This window comes from Asanoa siamensis, from assembly GCF_016862555.1.
GTDB classification, from domain to species: Bacteria; Actinomycetota; Actinomycetes; order Mycobacteriales; family Micromonosporaceae; genus Asanoa; species Asanoa siamensis.
In genome coordinates this window covers 43440-63524 of record NZ_BONE01000008.1, presented here as the reverse complement: position 1 = coordinate 63524, position 20085 = coordinate 43440, and the positions used below count along the sequence as shown (strand labels likewise).

The window sequence follows — 20085 nt, the reverse complement described above, 5'->3', positions numbered from 1 at the left end:
ACGTTGTTCCAGGTCAGGGTCACCGTCCGCGGCTACGAGCTCGACAGCCTCGGCCACCTCAACCAGGCCGTCTACCTGCAGTACGCCGAGCACGCGCGCTGGGAGATCCTGCGCGCCGCCGGCCTCGAGCAGGCGACGCTGCTGGACTCCGGCGTGGCCCCGGTGGTCCTGGAGACGACGATCAAGTACCGCCGGGAGCTGCGCGCCGGCGACGAGGTCGACGTGAGCTGCGAGTTCCGGTGGGGCGAGGGCCGCACGTTCGGCATGCACCAGGAGATCCGCCGGACCGACGGCACCCTCGCCGCCGAGCTCGACGGGATGCTCGACCTGGGCGCCCGCAAACTCCTGCCCGATCCCGTCGAAGCGTGGCGAAAGGTGACCCCGCGGCCCGCCGTGCTGGGGCTCTGAGCCAAATCCGGCCCGTCGCCACGACGCGGAAATCTGTCGTCAACCGGCCCTCGGTCATAGGCTGAACGGATTCACGCTGGCCTGGGACGAGGAGGTTCCGATGGCGGAGAACATCCGCGCCGCTCTGGTGCAGACGAGCTGGACCGGCGACAAAGAGTCGATGATCAAGGCACACGAGGAGTACGCCCGGCAGGCGGCCGCGCAGGGCGCCAAGGTCATCTGCTTCCAGGAGCTGTTCTACGGCCCCTACTTCTGCCAGGTGCAGGACAAGCAGTACTACTCGTACGCGGAAAGCATCCCCGGCCCGACCACCGAGCGCTTCCAGGCCCTCGCCGCGGAGCTGGGCATGGTCATGATCCTGCCGATGTACGAGCAGGAGCAGCCGGGCGTCCTCTACAACACGGCGGCTGTGGTCGACGCCGACGGCAGCTACCTCGGGAAATACCGCAAGACCCACATCCCGCAGGTGAAGGGCTTCTGGGAGAAGTTCTACTTCCGGCCCGGCAACCTGGGCTACCCGACGTTCGACACGGCGGTCGGCCGCATCGGCGTCTACATCTGCTACGACCGGCACTTCCCCGAGGGCTGGCGGGCCCTGGGCCTGGCCGGCGCCCGCATCGTCTTCAACCCGAGCGCGACCCACCGCGGCCTGTCCAGCTACCTGTGGCAGCTCGAACAGCCGGCGAGTGCCGTCGCCAACGAGTACTTCATCGGCGCGATCAACCGCACCGGCATCGAGCCCCTCGGTGAGAACGACTTCTACGGCACGTCCTACTTCGTCGACCCCGAGGGCAAGTTCGTCGGCGACGTCGGTGACGCGCACAACCCCGAGCTGATCGTCCGCGACCTCGACATGGAGCTCCTCGAAGAGGTCCGCGACCGCTGGCAGTTCTACCGCGACCGCCGCCCGGACGCCTACGACCAGCTCGTCAAGCCTTAAGGAGCCGACGGCATGACCCTCCTCATCACCGGTGGCGAGGTGGTCGGCCCGACCGGCCGCTTCGCCGCCGACGTGCTGGTCGACGGCGAGACGATCAGCGCACTCCTCGCACCGGGCACCTGGACGGGCCAGCCCGAGCAGACGATCGACGCGACCGGCAAGCTCGTCATCCCCGGCGGCATCGACGTGCACACCCACATGAAGCTGCCGTTCGGCGGCACGCACGCGTCCGACGACTTCGACACGGGCACCAGGGCGGCGGCGCACGGCGGCACCACGACGATCGTCGACTTCGCCGTGCAGCGCACCGGTGAGGTCGTCCAGGACGGGCTGGCCGCCTGGCACGCGCTCGCCGACGGCAACGCGCACATCGACTACGGCTTCCACATGATCATCGGTGGGGTCGACGACGACGCGCTCAAGGCGATGGACCAGCTCGTCGCCGACGAGGGCGTGACCAGCTTCAAGCTGTTCATGGCGTACCCGGGCGTCTTCTACTCCGACGACGGCAAGATCCTGCGGGCGATGCAGACCGCGCGGGAGAACGGCGCCACGATCATGATGCACGCCGAGAACGGCATCGCGATCGACGTGCTGGTCGCCCAGGCGCTCGCCCGCGGTGAGACGGATCCGGTTTACCACGGCATCACCCGCCCCTCGATCCTGGAAGGCGAGGCCACCCACCGGGCGATCGCCCTCGCGCAGGTCGCCCGGGACACCCCGCTCTACTTCGTGCACCTGTCAGCCAGCGAGGCCCTCGCCGAGGTGGCCGCGGCCCGCGCCACCGGCCGCAACGTGTTCGCCGAGACCTGCCCGCAATACCTGTATCTGACGCTGGAGGACCAGCTCGGCGCGCCCGGCTTCGAGGGCGCCAAGTGGGTCGCCTCGCCGCCGCTGCGGCCGCGGGACGAGTCGCACCGCGACGACCTCTGGCGCGGCCTGCGTACCAACGATCTCGCCATCGTCTCGACCGACCACTGCCCCTTCTGCATGAAGGACCAGAAGGAGTTGGGGCTCGGCGACTTCTCCAAGATCCCCAACGGCATCGGTACGGTCGAGCACCGCGTCGACCTCGTCTACCAGGGCGTGGCCGAGGGCAAGCTGTCCGTCGAGCGCTGGGTCGAGACGATCGCGACCACGCCGGCCCGGATGTTCGGGCTCTACCCGCGCAAGGGCGTGATCGCGCCGGGCTCCGACGCCGACATCGTGCTCTACGACCCCGCCGGCCGCACCACGATCAGCGCCGCCACCCACCACATGAACCTGGACTACTCCGCGTGGGAGGGCGTCGAGATCGCGGGCAAGGTCGACACCGTCATCTCCCGCGGCGAGGTCCTCGTCGACCGCGACGGCACCTACCACGGCCGCAAGGGCCGGGGCCGGTACGTCAAGCGCGGCCTGTCCTCCTACCTACGGTGAGGTGAGATCGATGCGGCAAATTCCACATTGGATCGGTGGACGCGAGGTCGCCGGCACGGGCACCCGCCGGCTGCCCGTCTTCGACCCCGCCACCGGCGAGATCCAGGCCGAGGTCCTCGCCGCCACGGCCGAGGAGGTACGCACGGCGGTCGAGACCGCGCGGGCCGCGCAACCGGCCTGGCGGGCGGCCAGCCTGTCCCGCCGCGCCGAGGTGATGTTCCGCTTCCGGGACCTCGTCGACGGCCACCGCAAGGAGATCGCCTCGCTGCTCTCGTCGGAGCACGGCAAGACGGTCGCGGACGCGGCCGGCGAGGTCGCCCGCGGCCTGGAAAACGCCGAGTTCGCGGCCGGCGCCCCGCACCTGCTCAAGGGCGGCTACAGCGAGCAGGCGGCCGGCGGCGTCGACGTCTACTCGATCCAGCAGCCGCTCGGCGTCGTCGCCGGCATCACGCCGTTCAACTTCCCGGCGATGGTGCCGATGTGGATGTTCTGCAACGCGCTGGTCGCCGGCAACGGCTTCGTCCTCAAGCCCAGCGAGAAGGACCCCTCGGTCTCGCTGCTGCTGGCCGACCTGCTGCGCCGCTCCGGCCTGCCGGATGGCGTCTTCAACGTCGTGCAGGGCGACAAGGAGGCGGTCGACGCGCTGCTCGCCGACCCCGACGTCAAGGCGGTCAGCTTCGTCGGGTCGACCCCGGTGGCGAAGTCGATCTACGAGACCGGCACCCGCAACGGCAAGCGGGTGCAGGCGCTCGGCGGCGCCAAGAACCACATGGTGGTGCTGCCCGACGCCGACGTCCCGGCGGCCGCCGACGCCGCCGTCAGCGCCGGTTTCGGCTCGGCGGGGGAGCGCTGCATGGCGGTCTCGGTCGTGGTCGCGGTCGGCGCGGTCGCCGACACGCTGGTCGAGGAGATCGCCACCCGGATCGGCCGCATCAAGGTCGGCGCGGCCAGCGACCCCGACGCCGAGATGGGCCCGCTGATCAGCGCGCCGCATCGCGACCGGGTGCGCTCCTATCTGGACGGTGAGGGCGGCGAGATCGTGGTCGACGGCCGCGAGGCCGACATCTCGGGCGGCCCGGGCTTCTTCCTCGCGCCGTCCCTCGTGGACAAGGTCGACCCGGCGTCGGCCTACTACACCGACGAGATCTTCGGACCGGTGCTGTCGGTCGTCCGCGTCGACACGTACGACGACGCGGTTCAGCTCGTCAACGACAACCCGTGGGGCAACGGGACCGCCATCTTCACCCGCGACGGCGGGGCGGCCCGACAATTCCAATACGACATCGAGTGCGGCATGGTCGGCGTCAACGTGCCGATCCCGGTCCCGGTCGCCTACTACAGCTTCGGCGGCTGGAAGGCGTCGCTCTTCGGCGACCTGCATATGTACGGGCCGGACGGCCTGCGCTTCTACACCCGCACCAAGGTGGTCACCTCCCGGTGGCCGGATCCGGCCACGAGCGAAGTCGACCTGGGGTTCCCCAAAGTCCGATAGAAAGGCTCCGCCAGATGGACATCGGTGTCGTCTTCCAGTGCGACCCGCCGGCCAGCGAGGTCGTCCGCCTCGCCAGGCAGGCGGAGTCGCTCGGTTTCAGTCACGTGTGGACGTTCGACTCCCATCTGCTCTGGGAGGAGCCCTTCGTCATCTACAGCCAGATCCTCGCCCAGACGGAGCGGGTGACGGTCGGCCCGATGGTCACGAACCCGGGGACCCGTGACTGGACCGTGACGGCGTCACTGTTCGCCACGCTCAACGAGATGTTCGGCAACCGGACGGTCTGCGGCATCGGCCGGGGCGACTCGGCGCTGCGGACGCTGGGCTACAAGCCCACGACGATCGCTGAGCTCAAGGAGTGCGTCACGGTGATCCGGGACCTGGCGCACGGGCGGGAGGCCGACTACAAGGGCCGCCCGGTGCACTTCCCGTGGGTACGCGACGGCGCGCTGGAGATGTGGATCGCGGCGTACGGGCCGCGGGCGCTGGCGTTGGCGGGGGAGGTGGGCGACGGCTACATCCTGCAGCTCGCCGACCCCGACATCGCCGCCTGGATGATCAAGTCGGTCCGGGCCGCCGCCGAGAAGGCCGGTCGTGACCCGGCGTCGATCACGTTCTGCGTCGCCGCGCCGGCCTACGTCGGCGACGACCTCGCCCACCAGCGCGAGCAGACCCGGTGGTTCGGCGGCATGGTGGGCAACCACGTCGCCGACATCGTGAGCCGGTACGGCGAGTCGGGCGCGGTGCCGCAGGCGCTGACCGACTACATCCACGGGCGTCAGGGCTACGACTACTCCGAGCACGGCCGGGCCGGCAACACGCACACCGAGTTCGTACCCGACGAGATCGTCGACCGGTTCTGCGTGCTCGGCCCGGTCGAGGCCCACCTGGAGAAGCTGGCGGCCCTCCGCGAGCTGGGCGTCGACCAGTTCGCGCTCTACCTGCAACACGACGACAAGGAGAACACCCTCCAGGCGTACGGGGAGAAGATCATCCCGGCCCTGGCCACGGCGGCACCGTCGCGGCGATGAACCGGCGGCTGCGGCTGGCCCTCGGCGGGGTGGGGGCCGTGCTCGTGGGTGTGGCCCTGTGGGAGGGCTACAAGGCGGTCGGCGACCCCGACGGCACCGTCCTGTTCGGAGCGCGCGTCCTGCCGCGCACCGACGACGCGGCCATGCCGCACGTGTGGACGGTGCTGTCCCGGTTCGGCGACCCCGAGTTGGCCGGCGGCGACCCGATCTGGCTCGTGGTGCTCCAGGCGTGCCTGTTCACGCTGCGCAGCGTCGCCATCGGGTTCGTCGCCGGGGCGCTCGTCGGGCTGCTGCTCGCGGTGTTGATGCAGCGGCTGCGGGTGGTCGAGCGGGGCTTGCTGCCCTACGTGATCCTCTCCCAGACGGTGCCGCTGATCGCGCTCGCCCCGGTCATCGCCGGCTGGGGCGGCCGCCTCGCGATCGGCCCGTACCCGTGGCAGCCCTGGATGTCCGTCACCGTGATCGCGCTGTACCTGGCGTTCTTCCCGGTCGCGGTGGGCATGCTGCGCGGCCTGCAGTCGCCGGCACCGATCGCCGAGGAGCTGATGCGCAGCTACGCCGCCGGCTGGTGGCGCACGCTGGTCAAGCTCCGGCTCCCCGCGTCCACTCCCTACCTGTTCCCGGCGCTGCGGCTCGCCGCCGCGGCGGCCGTGGTCGGAGCGGTGGTCGGCGAGATTTCCACCGGCACCCGTGGTGGCGTCGGTCGATTGGTGATCGAATACTCACGGGAGGCCACCACCGACCCCGCCAAGGTCTTCACGGCGATGGTCGGCGCGGCCGCCCTCGGGCTGGCGGTCGCCGCGATCGTGGGCCTGGGCGAGTTCCTGGTCGGCCGGCGGAGGGTGCGGGCATGACGAGTGTGGTGCTCGAGGGTGTCTCCAAGGTGTTCAACGCGGGTCGGGCCGACGAGGTGACCGCGCTGACCGGGGTCGACCTGACCGTCGCGCGCGGCGAGTTCGTCTCGCTCATCGGTCCGTCGGGGTGTGGCAAGTCCACGCTGTTGCGGCTCGTCGGTGACCTGATCCAACCGACGAGCGGCGCCATCACCGTCGCCGGCAAGTCGGCCCGGACCGCCCGCGTCGACCAGGAATACGGGATCGCGTTTCAGCAGGCCGGGCTCTTCGACTGGCGGACCGTGCAGCGCAACGTCGAGCTTCCGCTGGAGCTGCGTGGGTCACCCCGTCAAGAGCGTCACGACCGGGCCCGCGAGATGCTCGACCTGGTCGGGCTCGCGGAGTTCGCCGGCCACTACCCGGCCCAGCTCTCCGGCGGCATGCAGCAGCGGGTGGCGATCGCGCGGGCGCTGGCCGTACACCCGCCGTTGCTGCTCATGGACGAGCCGTTCGGGGCGCTCGACGAGATGACCCGCGAGCGGCTCCAGGACGAGCTGCTGCGGATCTGCGCCAGCACCGGCACCAGCACGATCTTCGTCACCCACTCCATTCCCGAGGCCGTGTACCTCTCCGACCGGGTCGTCGTCATGTCGGCGCGGCCGGGGCGGATCACCGAGGTCGTGCCGGTCGACCTCGGCCCGCGTACCGAGGCGACCCGGCAGTCGCCCGGGTTCTTCGCCGGCATCACCAAGGTCCGCAAGGCGCTGCGCGGCGACCCGGTGCCGGCGGCCGAGCCCCTGGTCGCGCCGTGACCACGGCCGTCGACCCGGTGGTCGCGGCCGACCCCGCCGCGCCCGTAGTGGCCCGGCGGCGGCACGGCTCGGCCTTCGTCCCTCCGCTGCTCGTCGGCGTCGTCGGCCTGCTGCTCTGGGAGGCCGTCGTCACGCTCGGCCGGGTCGCGCCCTACGTGCTCCCCGCCCCGTCCGCGATCGGCGAGCAGCTCTGGCAGAGCCGCGAGGTCGTCTGGCGTACCGGCCTCGCCAGCGGTGGGAACGCGCTGATCGGCCTGCTCGTCGGGGCCGCGGTGGGGTTGCTCGCGGCGATGGTGGCGGCCCGCTTCGCGTACCTCGGTGAAGTCTCGATCCCGGTGGCGGCCGCGCTGAACGCGCTGCCGATCATCGCCCTGGCACCCATCCTCAACAACATGTTCGACTCGACCAGCAGCGTGCCCCGGCGGCTGGTGGTCGCGATCGTGGTGTTCTTCCCCGTGTTCGTCAACGCGCTGCGCGGGCTGCGCGAGGTCGACCCGATCCACCGGGACCTGATGGCCAGCTACGCGGCGCGCGGCTGGACCGTCACCCGGCTGGTCCGCCTCCCCGCCGCCCTGCCGTTCGTCTTCACCGGTTTGCGCCAGGCGTCCTCCCTGGCGGTGATCGCGGCGGTGGTCGCGGAGTACTTCGGCGGTCTGCAGAACGGCCTGGGCTCCCGGATCACCTCGGCGGCGGCCAACACCGCGTACCCCCGCGCCTGGGCCTTCGTGGTCGGCGCGTGCGTGCTCGGTCTCGTCTTCTATCTGGCGGCCCTTCTGCTCGAGCGGCTCGTTATGCCCTGGCGGAGGGTCTGAACAACCGGAGGACCAGATGCGCAAGTTGATCCGCGTGGCCGGTGCCGCACTCGCGCTGTCCGCGTTGATGCTCACCGCCTGTGGCACGGCCGACGAGCCGACACCGTCCGGCGCCGGCGGCACCACCAAGGTCAAGCTCCAGTTGCAGTGGTTCGTGCAGGGCCAGTTCGCCGGCTACATCGCGGCGGCCGACCAGGGCTTCTACCGGGAGCAGGGGCTCGACGTCGAGATCCTCGAGGGCGGCGTCGACATCGTGCCGCAGACCGTGCTGGCCCAGGGTCAGGCCGACTTCGCGATCGCCTGGGTGCCGAAGGCGCTCGCCTCCCGCGAGCAGGGCGCGGAGATCACCAACATCGGTCAGATCTTCCAGCGCTCGGGGACCTACCAGGTCTCGTTCGCCTCGTCCAACATCACGTCGCCGGCCGACCTGCGCGGGAAGAAGGTCGGCAACTGGGGCTTCGGCAACGAGTTCGAGCTGTTCGCCGCGATGACCAAGGCCGGGCTCGACCCCGGCAAGGACGTGACGCTGGTGCAGCAGCAGTTCGACATGCAAGGGTTGCTGCGCAAGGACATCGACGCGGCCCAGGCGATGAGCTACAACGAGTACGCGCAGCTCCTGGAGGCGAAGGACCCGGCGACGGGGCAGCTCTACAAGCCCGAGGCGTTCACGGTGCTCGACTGGAACAAGGAGGGCACCGCGATGCTCCAGGACGCGGTGTGGGCCAACACCTCGAAGCTGTCGGACCAGTCCTACCAGGACACCGCGGTGAAGTTCCTGGCCGCCTCGATCAAGGGCTGGGCCTACTGCCGCGACAACCCCGAGGCCTGCCGCGACCTGGTCGTGAAGCGCGGCTCGAAGCTCGGCGCGAGCCACCAGCTCTGGCAGGTCAACGAGACCAACAAGCTGGTCTGGCCGTCACCGGCCGGCGCAGGCGTGATCGACGAGGCCGCCTGGAAGGCCACCGTGGACCTCTCGATGACCACGAAGAACGCCGACGGCCAGACGGTGTTGACCAAGGCGCCCGAGGGGCTGGCCTACACGAACGACTACGTACGCAAGGCGCTGGACACGCTCAAGTCGCAGAACGTGGACGTCAACGGCACGGGCTTCACCCCGAAGACCGTCACCCTCAACGAGGGCGGCGTCTAGGCCCAGTCCCGTGCGGCGACCCGGATGGCATCGCGCACCCGGGTCGCCGCCGGGCTCAGCACCGAGTGGGCGCGCTCGGCGATGAACCCGGTGTTGATCGGGGGATCCTCCGGGTCCAGCAGCGCGACGAGCGTGCCGTCCCGCAACTCGTCGGCACACAGGTACCTCGGCAGGACGGTGACGCCCGCCCCGGCCACCGCGGCCGCCCGCACCGCGCGGAGGTCGGGGACCACCAGCGCGGGCTCGGCGGTCAGCCGCCGGCCGAACACGTGGCGCCAGTAGCGGCGCAGGATCGGCAGGTCGACGGCGTAGCTGAGCAGCGGTGCGGTCTCGTACGCGTCCCGCCAGCGCCGCGCACCCACCAGCACGAACTCCTCGTCCATCAGGGTGCTCGCCACGACGGACCGGCCCCGCGGGCGGACAGCCGACAGGACGAGGTCGTAGCGGCCGGCGCGCAGCCCGTCGAGGAGGTCGTCGGCCAGGCCGGTGTCGACCCGCACCCGGGTGCCGGCGGCGACGAGCGGCGCCAGGACCGGCATGATCCGCACCGCGACCATCTCCGCCGGGCCGGCTAGGCGGACGGGCTCCGCCGGCGCCCGGTCGGGCTCGGCGACCAGGGCGAGTTGGTCCAGCGGAGCCGCGATGCGGGCGGCCAGGTCGTCGGCGTCCGGGGTCGGGGCGACGCCGCGCGGGAGCCGCTCGAAGAGCTGCCGGTCGAGGCGCTCCTCGAGGGCCCGGATCTGGGCGGTGACGGTGGGCTGGGCCAGCCCGAGCGCGCGGGCGGCGGCCGTCAGCGATCCGGTGCGGTGGACCGCGAGGAACGTCCGGAGCTGCGTCAGGTCCAGCGGCGACCCATCAGCATTCCTGGTGGTCATAGCATCAATCCTATTGGTTGCGTGATGGCTCACCGGCCTAGCGTCGCAGCCATGTCACGCATCCTGATCACCGGAGCCTCGGACGGCCTGGGCCGTGCCCTGGCGGAAGACCTCGCCGCGACCGGCGGGCACGAACTGCTGCTGCACGGCCGCGACGCCGGCCGGCTCGCGGCGGTGGCGACCGCCACGGGCGGCACGCCGTTCCAGGCCGACTTCGCGTCGCTCGCCGACGTGCGGCGGCTCGCGACCGAGGTCGCCGACAAGTACGACCGCCTCGACGTGCTGGTCAACAACGCCGGCATCGGCTTCCACGTCGACGGCACGACCCGGGTGCTGTCCCGGGACGGCTACGAGTCGCGCCTCGCGGTCAACTATCTGGCCCCGGTGCTGCTCACCCGGCATCTGCTGCCCCTGCTGCACCAGGCGCCCGCCGCCCGGATCGTCAACGTCGCCTCGGTCGGGCAGGCGCCGGTGGACTTCGACGACCCGCAGTTCGCCCGCGACTACTCCGAGGTCGCCGCGTACTGCCGGTCGAAGCTCGCGCTCATCGCGCACACCATCGACCTGGCCGCCGACCTCGCCGGCACTGGGGTCACCGCGAACAGCCTGCACCCGGCCTCGTACATGCCGACGACCATGTCGAAAGCGTCGGGCATGGACCAGGTCGACACCCTGGAGAAGGGGGTGGCCGCCACCCGGCGGCTGGTCGACGGCGCCGATCTGGCCGGCGTGACGGGTCGCTACTTCGACAGCGGCACCGAAGCCCGGGCCGCCGCGGAGATCTACGACCCCGCCTACCGGGCCCGGCTGCGCGGCCTGACCCGCGACCTGTTGGCCGCCTTCTGACGGTTTCATCTCCCGGCGAACGGGAACGCTCTATGTAACCCGCCGAAACATGGTGAGCGCGGTGGTGCCGCGCCGATCGGCGTGGACCCCGTGCCCAGCCGATCCGATGCCGGCCGCCCACCGTGCGCGGATCGGATCGGAGCAGAGTCATGACAGGCAACAAAGGGGTCGCCTACATCAAGCCGGGTCAGGTCGAGGTCACCGAGATCGACTACCCGACCTTCGAGCTCAAGGACGGGCCGGGCGTACACCCGGACAACGTGGGCCGGAAGGTGCCCCACGCGGCGATCGTGAAGTGCGTCGCCACCAACATCTGCGGTAGTGACCAGCACATGGTCCGCGGTCGCACGACCGCGCCCGCGGGGCTGATCCTCGGTCACGAGATCACCGGCGAGGTGGTGGAGAAGGGCCCGGACGTCGAGTACGTGCAGGTCGGCGACATGGTGTCCGTACCCTTCAACATCTCCTGCGGACGGTGCATCAACTGTAAGGAGGGCAAGACCGGAGTCTGCCTCAACGTCAACCCCGACCGGCCGGGCTCGGCGTACGGCTACGTCGACATGGGCGGTTGGGTCGGCGGGCAGGCCGAGTACGTGATGGTCCCGTACGCGGACTGGAACCTGCTGGTCTTCCCCGACAGGGACCAGGCCATGGAGAAGATCCTGGACCTGGCCATGCTGGCCGACATCTTCCCGACCGGCTACCACGGCTGCGTGAGCGCCGGGGTGACCACCGGGTCGACGGCCTACATCGCCGGTGCCGGGCCGGTCGGGCTGGCCGCCGCGACCTCGGCCCAGTTGCTCGGGGCGGCCACGGTGATCGTCGGCGACCTCCAGGAGGAGCGGCTCGCCCAGGCGCGCAGCTTCGGCTGCGAGACCGTGGACGTGTCCGCCGGCGAGCCCAAGGACCAGATCGAGCAGATCCTGGGTACGCCCGAGGTGGACTGCGGCGTCGACGCGGTCGGCTTCGAGGCGCGCGGGCACGGCGAGCACGCCGCGACCGAGCATCCGGCGACCGTGCTCAACTCGCTGATGGACCTCACCCGCGCCGGCGGCGCGCTCGGGATCCCCGGGCTCTACGTGACCGGCGACCCGGGGGCGAGCGACGAGGCGGCCCAGGAGGGCTCGCTCTCCATCCGGCTCGGCCTCGGCTGGGCCAAGTCGCACTCCTTCGTCACCGGCCAGTGCCCGGTGATGCGGTACAACCGCAAGCTGATGATGGCGATCCTCAACGACCGGGTCCAGATCGCGAAGAACGTCAACGCGACCCCGATCCCGTTGGGCGAGAGCCCGCGCGGCTACGAGGAGTTCGACGAGGGCGCGGCCCGCAAGTACGTGCTCGACCCGCACGGCATGCTCGTCTAGCCGTCCTGCGGATTCCACCCGGTGGCGGCCGTGACCGGCCGCCACCGGCGGAGACCTCCGAGGTTAGCCGGCGGAGAGCGCGGGTATCCGGATCGGCCGCGGGCGGTCGTCGAGGCTCGTGCGTATCGTGTCCATCGATGCCCTCGTGGGGAGGACGGCGTGTCTGGACGGCGGTTGGCCGACCGGTACGAGCTGGAGGAGGTGCTGGCCCGCGGCGGCATGGGTGTCGTCTGGCGCGGCCGCGACCTGCGGCTCGACCGCGCCGTCGCCGTCAAGCTCGTGTCCGGTCCGGCGGCGGCCGATCCGACCATGGTCGAGCGGTTCGCCCGCGAGGCCCGGGCCGCGGCGCTGCTCAACCATCCGAACATCGTCGGCATCCACGACTTCGGCACCGACGGGGACGACTCCTACCTGGTCATGGAGCTCGTCGAGGGGCGCAGCCTGGCCGCGGTGCTGGCCGACGGGCCGCTGCCGGTCGCCGATGCGGTCGAGGTGACGGCGCAGGCCTGCGCCGGGCTGGCGGCGGCGCACGACGCCGGGATCGTCCACCGCGACGTCAAGCCGGCCAACCTGATCCGCACGCCGGCGGGGGTCGTGAAGGTCTGCGACTTCGGCGTGGCGCACCTGGCGCACGCGGAGCGACTGACCAGCAGCGCGATCGCCATGGGCTCCACCAGCTACATGGCGCCGGAGCAGGTCAACGGGGAGCCGGTCGACGCGCGGACCGACCTGTACGGGCTCGGCTGCACGCTGTACGCGTTGCTCGCCGGGGCACCGCCGTTCGTCGGTGCGACGCCGCTCGCCGTCGTGCACCAGCACGTCACGACGCCGCCGCCCGACCTGCTGCGGGCCCGGCCCGACGTGCCGCCGGCGCTGGCGACGCTGGTGGCCGACCTGCTGGCGAAGCGGCCGGAGGACCGGCCGGGCTCCGCCCGGGTGGTGGGGGCCCGGTTGGCCGCGCTGCCGGTGGCCGCCCCACGGCGCCGGCGGCTGGTCTGGGGGCTCGTCGCCGCCGGCGCGGCGGCTGTCGCGGGCGTGGTGCTGGTCTCGTTGCTCGCCTCGGCCGGGGACGGCGTGCCGGGCACGGTCGTCGCCCCGCCCGTCGCGTCGACGGCCGCCGCCTCGGCGCGGCCGACCCTCGCGCCGACGTCCGCGCCGCCCGGCCGAGGCCCCCGCACGGCGAGCCCGGCGGCGGTGCCGGCGCCGTCGACGCCGCCGGCACCGCGACCGACCACGACACTCACCCGCTTGCCGGTGCCGCCGCCTGTCGATCCGGTCGTCGCGTTGCGCCGGACCATCGACGCTCAGGTGGACAGCGGCCAGCTGAAGGCCAAGCCGGCGGAGGACCTGCGGAAGCGGACCGACGACATCGGGCGTCGGCTCGACGCCGGCGACGACGTGGGGGTCGACCGGAAGATCCGGGAACTGCGTACGCGGCTCGGGGACCTGCGCGAACGAGGCGAGTTGTCCGACCCGGGCTACGCGGCGCTGGTCCGCGACGTCGACGCCCTGTCCGCGTCCCGGTAGGTCCCGGTCACCACCCGCGGGTCCGCGGCGGCGACGAGGGCCAGCAGCGGCGCGAGGGCGGCCAGCGTCCAGGTGAGACCGACCAGGTCGGCGACAGCGCCGATGATCGCGGGGGCGACCAGGATCCCGGTGTACGTCATCGTGCTGAACCGCGCGACCGCGGCCGCCGCGTCACCGGTGGCGGCGCCCAGGTGGCCGGCGGCGCCGAACAGCACCGGCAGGGGAGTGGCGAGGCCGAGGCCGACCACGGCGAACCCGGCGACCGCGAGCGCCGGCCACGGGCTGAGCACGACCACGGCGAGCCCGCCGGCGGCGACGAGGGTGCCGACCCGGACCAACTGGTACGGCGGCCGGCGCGCGAGCAGCCGGTCGCCGACCAGCCGGCCGGCGGTCTGGCAGGCGGTGAACGCGACGTACCCGAGCGCCGCGACGCCGAGCGGTGCGGCCAGCCGTTCGTGCAGGAGGATCCCGCTCCAGTTGGCCACGGCGGCCTCGACGGTGAGGACGGTCGCGCCCATCGCGCCGAGCACGACCAGCGGGCGGCTCCACCCGATCCGCTTCCCGGCGGTGTGGGCGCGGTCCGCACCCGGCGGCAGCAGCGCCCGCGTCCAGGCGGCGAGGACGGGCACGAGCACGGCGGCGACGAGTCCGAAGTGGATGGCCCGGCTCCAGCCGAGCTGCGCGGCGCCGGAGGCGAGCAACGACCCACCGACGGCCCCGATGCTCCAGGCGGCGTGGCAGCCGTTCAGGATCGGCCGGGCGAGCGCCCGCTCGACGGCGACGGCGTGCGCGTTCATCGCGACGTCGAGCAGCCCGTGCACGGCGCCGACGAGCAGGAAGACCGCGGCGAGGCTGACCAGGTCGCCGGCGTACGCGGTGCCGAGGAGGGCGCCCGGCAGCACGCACACGGCGGCGCGGACGACCCGGCGGCTCCCGAACCGGGCGGCGAGCCGCCCGGCACCCTGCATCGCGACGACGGCCGCGGCCCCGAACGCGGCGGTGACGAGCCCGAGCTCCCCGGCGGAAAGCCCGAGATCCACCTTGACCGACGGCGCCCGCGCCGCGAACGAGGCCACCAACAATCCATTGGCCGCGAAAACCGCGGTGATCGCCCAACGCGCCATGCCCGCTGTCCCTCCTGCCGGGCGCCCGTCCGACGGACGCCACAGACACGACGAACGGGTAGGCCTTGATATCGACAGTTAGCCTCCGCGTGTGCTGAACGAGTCGCGGACACCCCGCGTGGTCGGCGCCACGGACTTCGCCGGTTTCGACACGGCCCGGTTGGTGGACGCGGTGACCGCGCTGACAATGATCCTCACCCTGCCGCAGGCGGCGGCGGACCGCGCGGACGCGCTGGCGGTGGTCGCGGGCCAGGGCGAGGAGTGGCGGCTGACGGAGGCGATCGGGCGCTGGGAGAAGAGTTCGGGACCGTGTCACCTGCTGGTGGCGAACGGCAACCCGCTGGAGCGGACGTACGTGCCGATCACGGCGGACTACCTGCGCGGCCTGGGCCTGACCCGCACGGAGGGCGTCCGCATCCAGCCGGAGCCGGCACCGAACACGGGCCTGCAGGCAGCCTGGCTCGTCGCGACGGTGCGGGACCTCGGCATCACGAGCCTGGCGCTCACGGTCTCGCCGTACCACCTGGCCCGGGTGTTCCTCACGCTCCTGAAGGCGTGCGGCGACGAACGGGTGCCGCTCGTCCCGGTCCCGGCGGCGGTGCCACCGGACGCGCGGATCCCGGAGACCGGCGCCACCGCCTTCGACCTGGTGCCCGGGGAGCTGAAACGCATCCTCACCTACATGGACCGCGGCTGGGTGGCCACCCCTGCGGAGCTACGGGCATACCTCGGCTGGCTCTGGCGCCAGCCCATCCTCGCCGCCTGACCGCGACCGGCGGGCACGGCGTCCGCTCAGGCCCGCAGCCCCTGGCGGTGGGTTGCGGCGCGGGGTCCGTGGCAGCTGGTGGGGGTTGCGCTGCGCGGGCGGTTGGGTGCGGTGCGGTGTTCATGGCGGCTGGGTGGGGGGTTGTGCTTGCGCTGCCGGTTGGGTGGGGCGCCGGGTCCATGGTGACTGGGTGCGTCGCGGCCTCTCGGTCGCAATTGAGGTCCGCACACGCGGCAGGGGTCTCCTGCCGGCCGGAGATGGGGGTCGCCGGCCGGCAGGGGGCTTGGCCACCGAGCTGCCCAGCCGGTGGTCCGCCCGGGACGCGGGTGGTCACCGTAGGCGCCAACCCGGAAGTGACCCGCCGCGTTCCAGAACCCAACCTATTCCAACTGGTTCCATCTGGTCAATATGCAATCTCAACTTGTTCCAACAAGATGACATGACAAGGTCCGGTGTGGTGGACTCGCGGTGGCCAACCGGAAAGCGAGCTCCATCGTGGAACCCACCACCGAATATCGGCGCGTGCTCGATGACCTGGTCCGCCGGATCACGTCGGGTGAGCTCGCACCGGGCGAGAAGCTGCCCTCGACCGTGCGGCTCGCCGCCGAGTACACCGTCAGCATCTCCACCATCCATCGCGTCACCACGACCCTGGAGGATCGTGGGCTGATCCGTGGCGTGCCGGGCAAGGGGCGGTACGTCCGTTCCTGACATGCGGGACAACCTACTAACCCAGTAGGATTAGTGGGCTATGCTGAGCCGCATGTTCCTCCCTGATGACCTGCTCAGCGTCGCCCGGCGGTACGCCGGCGACCCGGCCGCCTGGCCGGTCACGCCGCGGTTCGACCCCGTCGAGCGGTGGTACCAGCGGATCGCCGCCACGCCCGAGCACGAGGTCTGGCTGCTCACCTGGCTGCCAGGCCAGCACACCGACCTGCACGACCACGGCGGCGCCAGCGGTGGCTTCACCGTCGTCTCCGGCGCCCTGACCGAGGAGACCGTCCAGCGCGGGACCCTGCGCACGAAGGCGCTGCCGCCCGGCGCCGGGCGCCGATTCGGCCCCCGCTACGTCCATCGGGTCAGCAACAACGGCCCCGACCCGGCGATCAGCGTCCACTGCTACGCGCCGGAATTAACTACTATGACCAGATATGACCTGATCGACGGCGCCCTCCGGGTTGCCGACGTGGCCCGCGCGGGGGTGGCCTGGTGAGTCGTTCCATTGACGAGATCCTCGAAGCGGCGCGCGAGCGCCTGATCCGGCTCGACCCGGAGCCCGCCCACCTCGCGGCTCGCGAGGGCGCCGTCCTGATCGACACCCGGCCGGTCGGCCAGCGCGAGGCGACCGGCACCATCCCGGGCGCGCTGATCATCGACCGCAACGTGCTGGAGTGGCGGCTCGACCCCCGCTGCGACGCGCGACTGCCGATCGCCGAGTCGTACGACACGCACTACATCCTGTTCTGCCAGCAGGGCTACTCGTCCTCGCTGGCCGCCGCCTCGCTGCAGGACCTCGGCCTGCACCGGGCGACCGACATGTCCGGCGGCTTCGTCGCCTGGCGCGCCGCCGGCCTGCCGATCCTGCCGCCACCCCGGCCCACCCCGCCGCTCGCCCTCGCCCACCCCCGGGAGGAATCGTGACCGCACCCGCGCACACGACCTTGCTCGCGTTCCCGACACCCAGGACCGACCACGAGGTCTGGATCGACGTCGCCGCCCGCCAGGTGCTCAAGGCCGGTCTCGAGGTCGCGCTGACCCGCCTCGAGTTCGACCTGCTGCTCTTCCTCGCCCGCCACCCACGCCGGGTGTTCACCCGTGACCAGCTCCTGCGCCACGTCTGGGGCTACGAGATCGCCGGGCCGCGCACCGTCGACGTCCACATCAGACGCTTGCGCGGCAAGCTCGACGCGCCGCTCGTCCGCACCGTCTACGGCGTCGGCTACCGCCTCGACGACCGGGCCCCCGTCACCCTGATCACGGACAGCGCGACCGAAGCCGCGTAAGGACCTCAGGAGAGCAGGTCGACCAGCTCCTGGCCGTTGCGCTGCGCATAGTCCGAGTAACAGTTGTCTGTCCACGCCGTAAGCGTTGTGCCACCTGGGGTTTCTTGAGGTGGGGCGGAAGCGTAGCGCGGAGTTTATCGGGACTACTACGGAGGCTCTCCAGCCCCAAAGTAGATGGGCCCGGCAGGTGTCCTACCACCTGAGCGCCGAGCCCCCTGAATCGCCCGCAGGAGGCGACCCATGAGCACCGTACTGCCCCCGGATGCCCAGAGCAGCCAGACACCCGACAACATCCCCGATGCCGTGGCCTACCTTCGACGTATGGCCCCGCTCGGCTCGAAGGTGACGCAGGACGCGATCGACGCGTTCCTGGTGCCGCACCCGGACTGGTGCTCCCGCGAGGGGTGCCAGATGCCGACCGGCGAGATGTTCCACACCCGCGACGTCGCCGAGATGGACCTGGCCGACGCCGACTCCCTCAACGAGCCCGTGTCGACCTGGCTGGCCGTCGAGCAGACCGAGGGCGACACGCGCGCCCCGGCTCGCGTCCGGTTCCAGCTGCGCGCGTCGGCCAGCCACAAGTTCGAGCGCGGCCTGCACCTGACGCCCGGCCAGGCCGTCGAGCTGGGCCTCTACCTGATCAAGGCCGGCCACCTGGCTGCCTAGTCCGGCGGGATGCCGGCGGCGCGCAGGATGCGCCGGATGGTCTCCCGGGTGTAACCCGAGCGGTGCGCGAGGTCATTGACCCGCGCACCGTTCTCGTACTCGGCCACGATCTCCGCGGCGAGCGCGGCCCGGGCCTCGCTGATCCGGGCGCGGGCGTCGGCGACGAGCTGGTCGGCGCGTTCCTCGGCGCGGGGGAGCGCGGCCTGTGCGGCCTTGAACGCCCGTACCGCCTCGCCGAGTTGATCCACATAGGCATCGTCCCAGGTCGCTGGGCAGGCCAGATGGGGTATGGATCAAGTATGCCAACGTTGTGCTAGCCAGGTATGCCAACCTTGTGCTTCACTAGTTGGCAAGGCCCGGGGCCCCGGTGCCATTCAGCGAGGGGGATGACCAGGTGAGTCGCCGCAACCGCCGCGCGCTGGGTGTCGCGATCCTCGCCGCCTTCGTGGCCGGCGTCGCGTTCGTCCTGCTGTACGCCGCGATCTCCGACGCCTGGTTCAACGCGGGCAACTCGATCTTGATCGTCACCGTCGCCACCTGGTTCGTGGTGGCCGGCGTCCGCCCGGTCTGGCGCCTGCTCCGATGAGGGAGCTGCTGCGACGGCTGCGCGAGGCGTCCTGGCCCGGCCTGGTCCTCATCACGCTGGTCGCCATCATGGTGCTCTGGTCGCTGGTGGTGGACGGCCGTGCCTAGGTACGAGCTGTACCAGCGCGTCGACGACGAGTGGTGGTGGGAGCACGTTGACGTGCCGCCGGTCGGCGACGAGTGGATGGCCCGCCAGGTCGTGGCGTACCACGCGACCGGCTCGGTGCCGTGCGCGTTCTGCAAGCGGCAGCTGGTCTGCCCGCGGTTGACCGAGGCGAAAGAGATCCTCGGCCTCTAGACTCCCGCCGCGCTGCCCCGGGTGCTTGGCGGCATCCTCCCCCATGGGGTGGCGCGGCGGGCCTTCGTCAGCGGAGGCGCGTGGACGCCGGGACCGGCTTGTTCGGCACGCGCCAGACGGCCCACACGCCGATGGCCTGCTCGACGAGCACGGCCACGGTGGTGCCGACCTCCGACGCGCCGAACACGTCGTCGGCGAACGCTGCGGTGAGCACACCGCCGACCGCCATCACGGCGGCGACGAGCGCCTTGGCCTTGGTCATGATGATCTCCTAACGGGTGAGTAGGCCGACCAGCGCGATCGCGGCGGCGGCCAGGGCGAGCAGGACGGACACGGTGTGCAGCGGCCAGCGGCCGCGCTCGAGCGAGCGGAGCCGGGCCTCGTGGTCGACGCCCCGGGCCTCGGCGTCGGTCTGGCGGTGGAGCATCACGTCGACGGTGGAGCGCATGCCGAGCACCTGGTCGTAGACGTCCTTGACGGTGATCTGGACGCCGTGGTTCGGGTCCATCAGCCGGCCCCCGCGGCGATGCGACGGAGCAGGGCCTCGGCGAGGCGGTCGTAGTCGAGCTCCGGCGCGGCCGCGGGCAGCGCGTCGACCTTCCGCGCGAGCGCGCGCAGCTCCTTGACGACGGCGACCGGCTCGCCCTTGAGCGGGCCACCGCCGACGGTCTCGCGACCGGCGGCGAGCGCCTCGACGCGCCAGATCAGGGCCTGGCCGTCCTTGCTGTCCTCGATCACTTCTACCTCCGGAGGGGCGGGCGGGAACCACGGCTTGGTGCTGCGCTCGTGGGACGGGCGGGTGTTGAAGTGCACGTGCTTGTCGTGCGGGTTGCTGCCGGTGTACGGCCGCCAGGTCCCGAGGCCCCACGACCTCGAGGTGATGCGCCGGTTCCAGATCACGTACTGGATCGACTCGTGGCGCAGCGCGGCCGCGATGCACGCGTTGACGTCGACGCCGTCCCTGTCCATGTCCCACGCGTCGACGGAGCCGTCGGCATCGGGGTTGTGGTCGGAGTCGGTCTGCTGGTGCGCCGCGTCGCCGATCGTGCCGTCGCTACCTCGGTCGCGGCGCGGCCACCGTTCGTCAACTTCGGCCCGGAAGCGGGTCAGGGCGGGGTTCAGGTGCCAAGCCAT

25 protein-coding genes and 1 pseudogene are annotated in these 20085 nt (G+C 71.7%); 20 read left to right on the top strand and 6 right to left on the bottom strand.

Annotated elements, in window-relative coordinates:
• The first annotated feature begins 3 nt into the window (after positions 1-3).
• From Asi02nite_RS07350 to Asi02nite_RS07310, 9 genes are all read left to right on the top strand, one after another.
• Complete coding sequence (locus Asi02nite_RS07350; protein ID WP_203711402.1) at positions 4-408, top strand: acyl-CoA thioesterase; 405 nt, start codon at positions 4-6, stop codon at positions 406-408.
• Positions 409-508: 100 nt separating this feature from the next.
• Entirely contained in the window at positions 509-1348 is an 840-nt protein-coding gene (locus Asi02nite_RS07345; RefSeq protein ID WP_203711401.1) for a nitrilase-related carbon-nitrogen hydrolase, read from the top strand.
• A gap of 12 nt (positions 1349-1360) precedes the next feature.
• Complete coding sequence (hydA, locus tag Asi02nite_RS07340) at positions 1361-2767, top strand: dihydropyrimidinase (protein ID WP_203711400.1); 1407 nt, start codon at positions 1361-1363, stop codon at positions 2765-2767.
• A 10-nt stretch (positions 2768-2777) separates the two neighbouring features.
• On the top strand, positions 2778-4259 hold the full coding sequence (locus Asi02nite_RS07335; RefSeq protein WP_203711399.1) for a CoA-acylating methylmalonate-semialdehyde dehydrogenase: 1482 nt from the start codon (positions 2778-2780) through the stop codon (positions 4257-4259).
• Positions 4260-4273: 14 nt separating this feature from the next.
• Positions 4274-5290 carry a TIGR03842 family LLM class F420-dependent oxidoreductase gene (locus Asi02nite_RS07330; RefSeq protein ID WP_203711398.1) on the top strand — a complete coding sequence of 339 codons (1017 nt, stop codon included), beginning with the start codon at positions 4274-4276 and terminating at the stop codon, positions 5288-5290.
• The gene (locus tag Asi02nite_RS07325; protein ID WP_203711397.1) at positions 5287-6144 is read left to right on the top strand and encodes an ABC transporter permease; all 858 of its coding nucleotides are present in this window, start codon (positions 5287-5289) and stop codon (positions 6142-6144) included. Before Asi02nite_RS07330 ends, Asi02nite_RS07325 begins: the two co-directional genes overlap by 4 nt.
• Entirely contained in the window at positions 6141-6935 is a 795-nt protein-coding gene (locus Asi02nite_RS07320; protein WP_203711396.1) for an ABC transporter ATP-binding protein, read from the top strand. Before Asi02nite_RS07325 ends, Asi02nite_RS07320 begins: the two co-directional genes overlap by 4 nt.
• Complete coding sequence (locus Asi02nite_RS07315) at positions 6932-7747, top strand: ABC transporter permease (protein WP_239126546.1); 816 nt, start codon at positions 6932-6934, stop codon at positions 7745-7747. Before Asi02nite_RS07320 ends, Asi02nite_RS07315 begins: the two co-directional genes overlap by 4 nt.
• A 16-nt stretch (positions 7748-7763) precedes the next feature.
• Positions 7764-8897, top strand: a complete 1134-nt coding sequence (locus tag Asi02nite_RS07310; protein ID WP_203711395.1) for an ABC transporter substrate-binding protein — start codon at positions 7764-7766, stop codon at positions 8895-8897.
• Here the strand turns inward: Asi02nite_RS07310 and Asi02nite_RS07305 are convergent.
• Complete coding sequence (locus tag Asi02nite_RS07305) at positions 8894-9772, bottom strand: LysR family transcriptional regulator (protein ID WP_203711394.1); 879 nt, start codon at positions 9770-9772, stop codon at positions 8894-8896. The genes Asi02nite_RS07310 and Asi02nite_RS07305 overlap by 4 nt on opposite strands.
• 51 nt (positions 9773-9823) lie before the next feature.
• Between Asi02nite_RS07305 and Asi02nite_RS07300 the strand changes: the two genes are divergently transcribed.
• The 3 genes from Asi02nite_RS07300 (at position 9824) to Asi02nite_RS07290 (ending at position 13509) form a co-directional block, all read left to right on the top strand.
• Positions 9824-10618, top strand: coding sequence for an SDR family NAD(P)-dependent oxidoreductase (locus tag Asi02nite_RS07300; protein WP_203711393.1), 795 nt, complete (start codon positions 9824-9826; stop codon positions 10616-10618).
• A gap of 149 nt (positions 10619-10767) precedes the next feature.
• Positions 10768-11982, top strand: a complete 1215-nt coding sequence (gene fdhA / locus Asi02nite_RS07295) for a formaldehyde dehydrogenase, glutathione-independent (protein ID WP_203711392.1) — start codon at positions 10768-10770, stop codon at positions 11980-11982.
• 159 nt (positions 11983-12141) lie between these two features.
• Entirely contained in the window at positions 12142-13509 is a 1368-nt protein-coding gene (locus tag Asi02nite_RS07290) for a serine/threonine-protein kinase (RefSeq protein ID WP_203711391.1), read from the top strand.
• Here the strand turns inward: Asi02nite_RS07290 and Asi02nite_RS07285 are convergent.
• Positions 13461-14633, bottom strand: a complete 1173-nt coding sequence (locus tag Asi02nite_RS07285) for an MFS transporter (RefSeq protein WP_203711390.1) — start codon at positions 14631-14633, stop codon at positions 13461-13463. The two genes, Asi02nite_RS07290 and Asi02nite_RS07285, sit on opposite strands and share 49 nt — an antisense overlap.
• A gap of 91 nt (positions 14634-14724) precedes the next feature.
• Here Asi02nite_RS07285 and Asi02nite_RS07280 point away from each other — a divergent pair, with 91 nt between their 5' ends.
• The 6 genes and pseudogenes from Asi02nite_RS07280 to Asi02nite_RS07260 all read left to right on the top strand — a co-directional run bounded on the left by Asi02nite_RS07280 (position 14725) and on the right by Asi02nite_RS07260 (position 18068).
• On the top strand, positions 14725-15399 hold the full coding sequence (locus Asi02nite_RS07280) for a YdcF family protein (RefSeq protein ID WP_239126545.1): 675 nt from the start codon (positions 14725-14727) through the stop codon (positions 15397-15399).
• A gap of 495 nt (positions 15400-15894) precedes the next feature.
• A complete protein-coding gene (locus Asi02nite_RS07275; protein ID WP_203711389.1) occupies positions 15895-16110 on the top strand; it encodes a winged helix-turn-helix domain-containing protein in 216 nt (71 codons plus the stop codon).
• A 52-nt stretch (positions 16111-16162) separates the two neighbouring features.
• Positions 16163-16612 (top strand): cysteine dioxygenase, encoded by a 450-nt coding sequence (locus Asi02nite_RS07270; protein ID WP_203711388.1) that lies wholly within the window; start codon positions 16163-16165, stop codon positions 16610-16612.
• Positions 16609-16908, top strand: a pseudogene (locus Asi02nite_RS41460) (rhodanese-like domain-containing protein); the annotation flags it as partial. The gene Asi02nite_RS07270 and the pseudogene Asi02nite_RS41460, both read left to right, overlap by 4 nt.
• Complete coding sequence (locus Asi02nite_RS42980) at positions 16863-17402, top strand: winged helix-turn-helix domain-containing protein (protein WP_444541767.1); 540 nt, start codon at positions 16863-16865, stop codon at positions 17400-17402. The pseudogene Asi02nite_RS41460 and the gene Asi02nite_RS42980, both read left to right, overlap by 46 nt.
• Positions 17403-17642: 240 nt before the next feature.
• Positions 17643-18068, top strand: a complete 426-nt coding sequence (locus Asi02nite_RS07260; protein ID WP_203711386.1) for a hypothetical protein — start codon at positions 17643-17645, stop codon at positions 18066-18068.
• On the opposite strand, the gene Asi02nite_RS07255 is transcribed toward Asi02nite_RS07260, so the two are convergent.
• Positions 18065-18316 (bottom strand): hypothetical protein, encoded by a 252-nt coding sequence (locus Asi02nite_RS07255; protein ID WP_203711385.1) that lies wholly within the window; start codon positions 18314-18316, stop codon positions 18065-18067. The two genes, Asi02nite_RS07260 and Asi02nite_RS07255, sit on opposite strands and share 4 nt — an antisense overlap.
• Positions 18317-18462: 146 nt before the next feature.
• On the opposite strand from Asi02nite_RS07255, the gene Asi02nite_RS07250 reads away from it, so the two are divergent.
• Positions 18463-18654 (top strand): hypothetical protein, encoded by a 192-nt coding sequence (locus Asi02nite_RS07250; protein WP_203711384.1) that lies wholly within the window; start codon positions 18463-18465, stop codon positions 18652-18654.
• Between the two features lie 99 nt (positions 18655-18753).
• Positions 18754-18951: a hypothetical protein gene (locus Asi02nite_RS07245; protein ID WP_203711383.1), complete on the top strand. Its 198-nt coding sequence runs from the start codon at positions 18754-18756 to the stop codon at positions 18949-18951.
• Between the two features lie 67 nt (positions 18952-19018).
• On the opposite strand, the gene Asi02nite_RS07240 is transcribed toward Asi02nite_RS07245, so the two are convergent.
• From Asi02nite_RS07240 to Asi02nite_RS07230, 3 genes are read right to left on the bottom strand one after another with little or no spacing between them, the layout of a single operon-like run.
• Entirely contained in the window at positions 19019-19213 is a 195-nt protein-coding gene (locus tag Asi02nite_RS07240) for a hypothetical protein (RefSeq protein WP_203711382.1), read from the bottom strand.
• Between the two features lie 9 nt (positions 19214-19222).
• Positions 19223-19459, bottom strand: a complete 237-nt coding sequence (locus Asi02nite_RS07235; RefSeq protein WP_203711381.1) for a hypothetical protein — start codon at positions 19457-19459, stop codon at positions 19223-19225.
• Positions 19459-20085, bottom strand: a complete 627-nt coding sequence (locus Asi02nite_RS07230; protein WP_203711380.1) for a hypothetical protein — start codon at positions 20083-20085, stop codon at positions 19459-19461. The genes Asi02nite_RS07235 and Asi02nite_RS07230 overlap by 1 nt, the downstream gene beginning before the upstream one ends.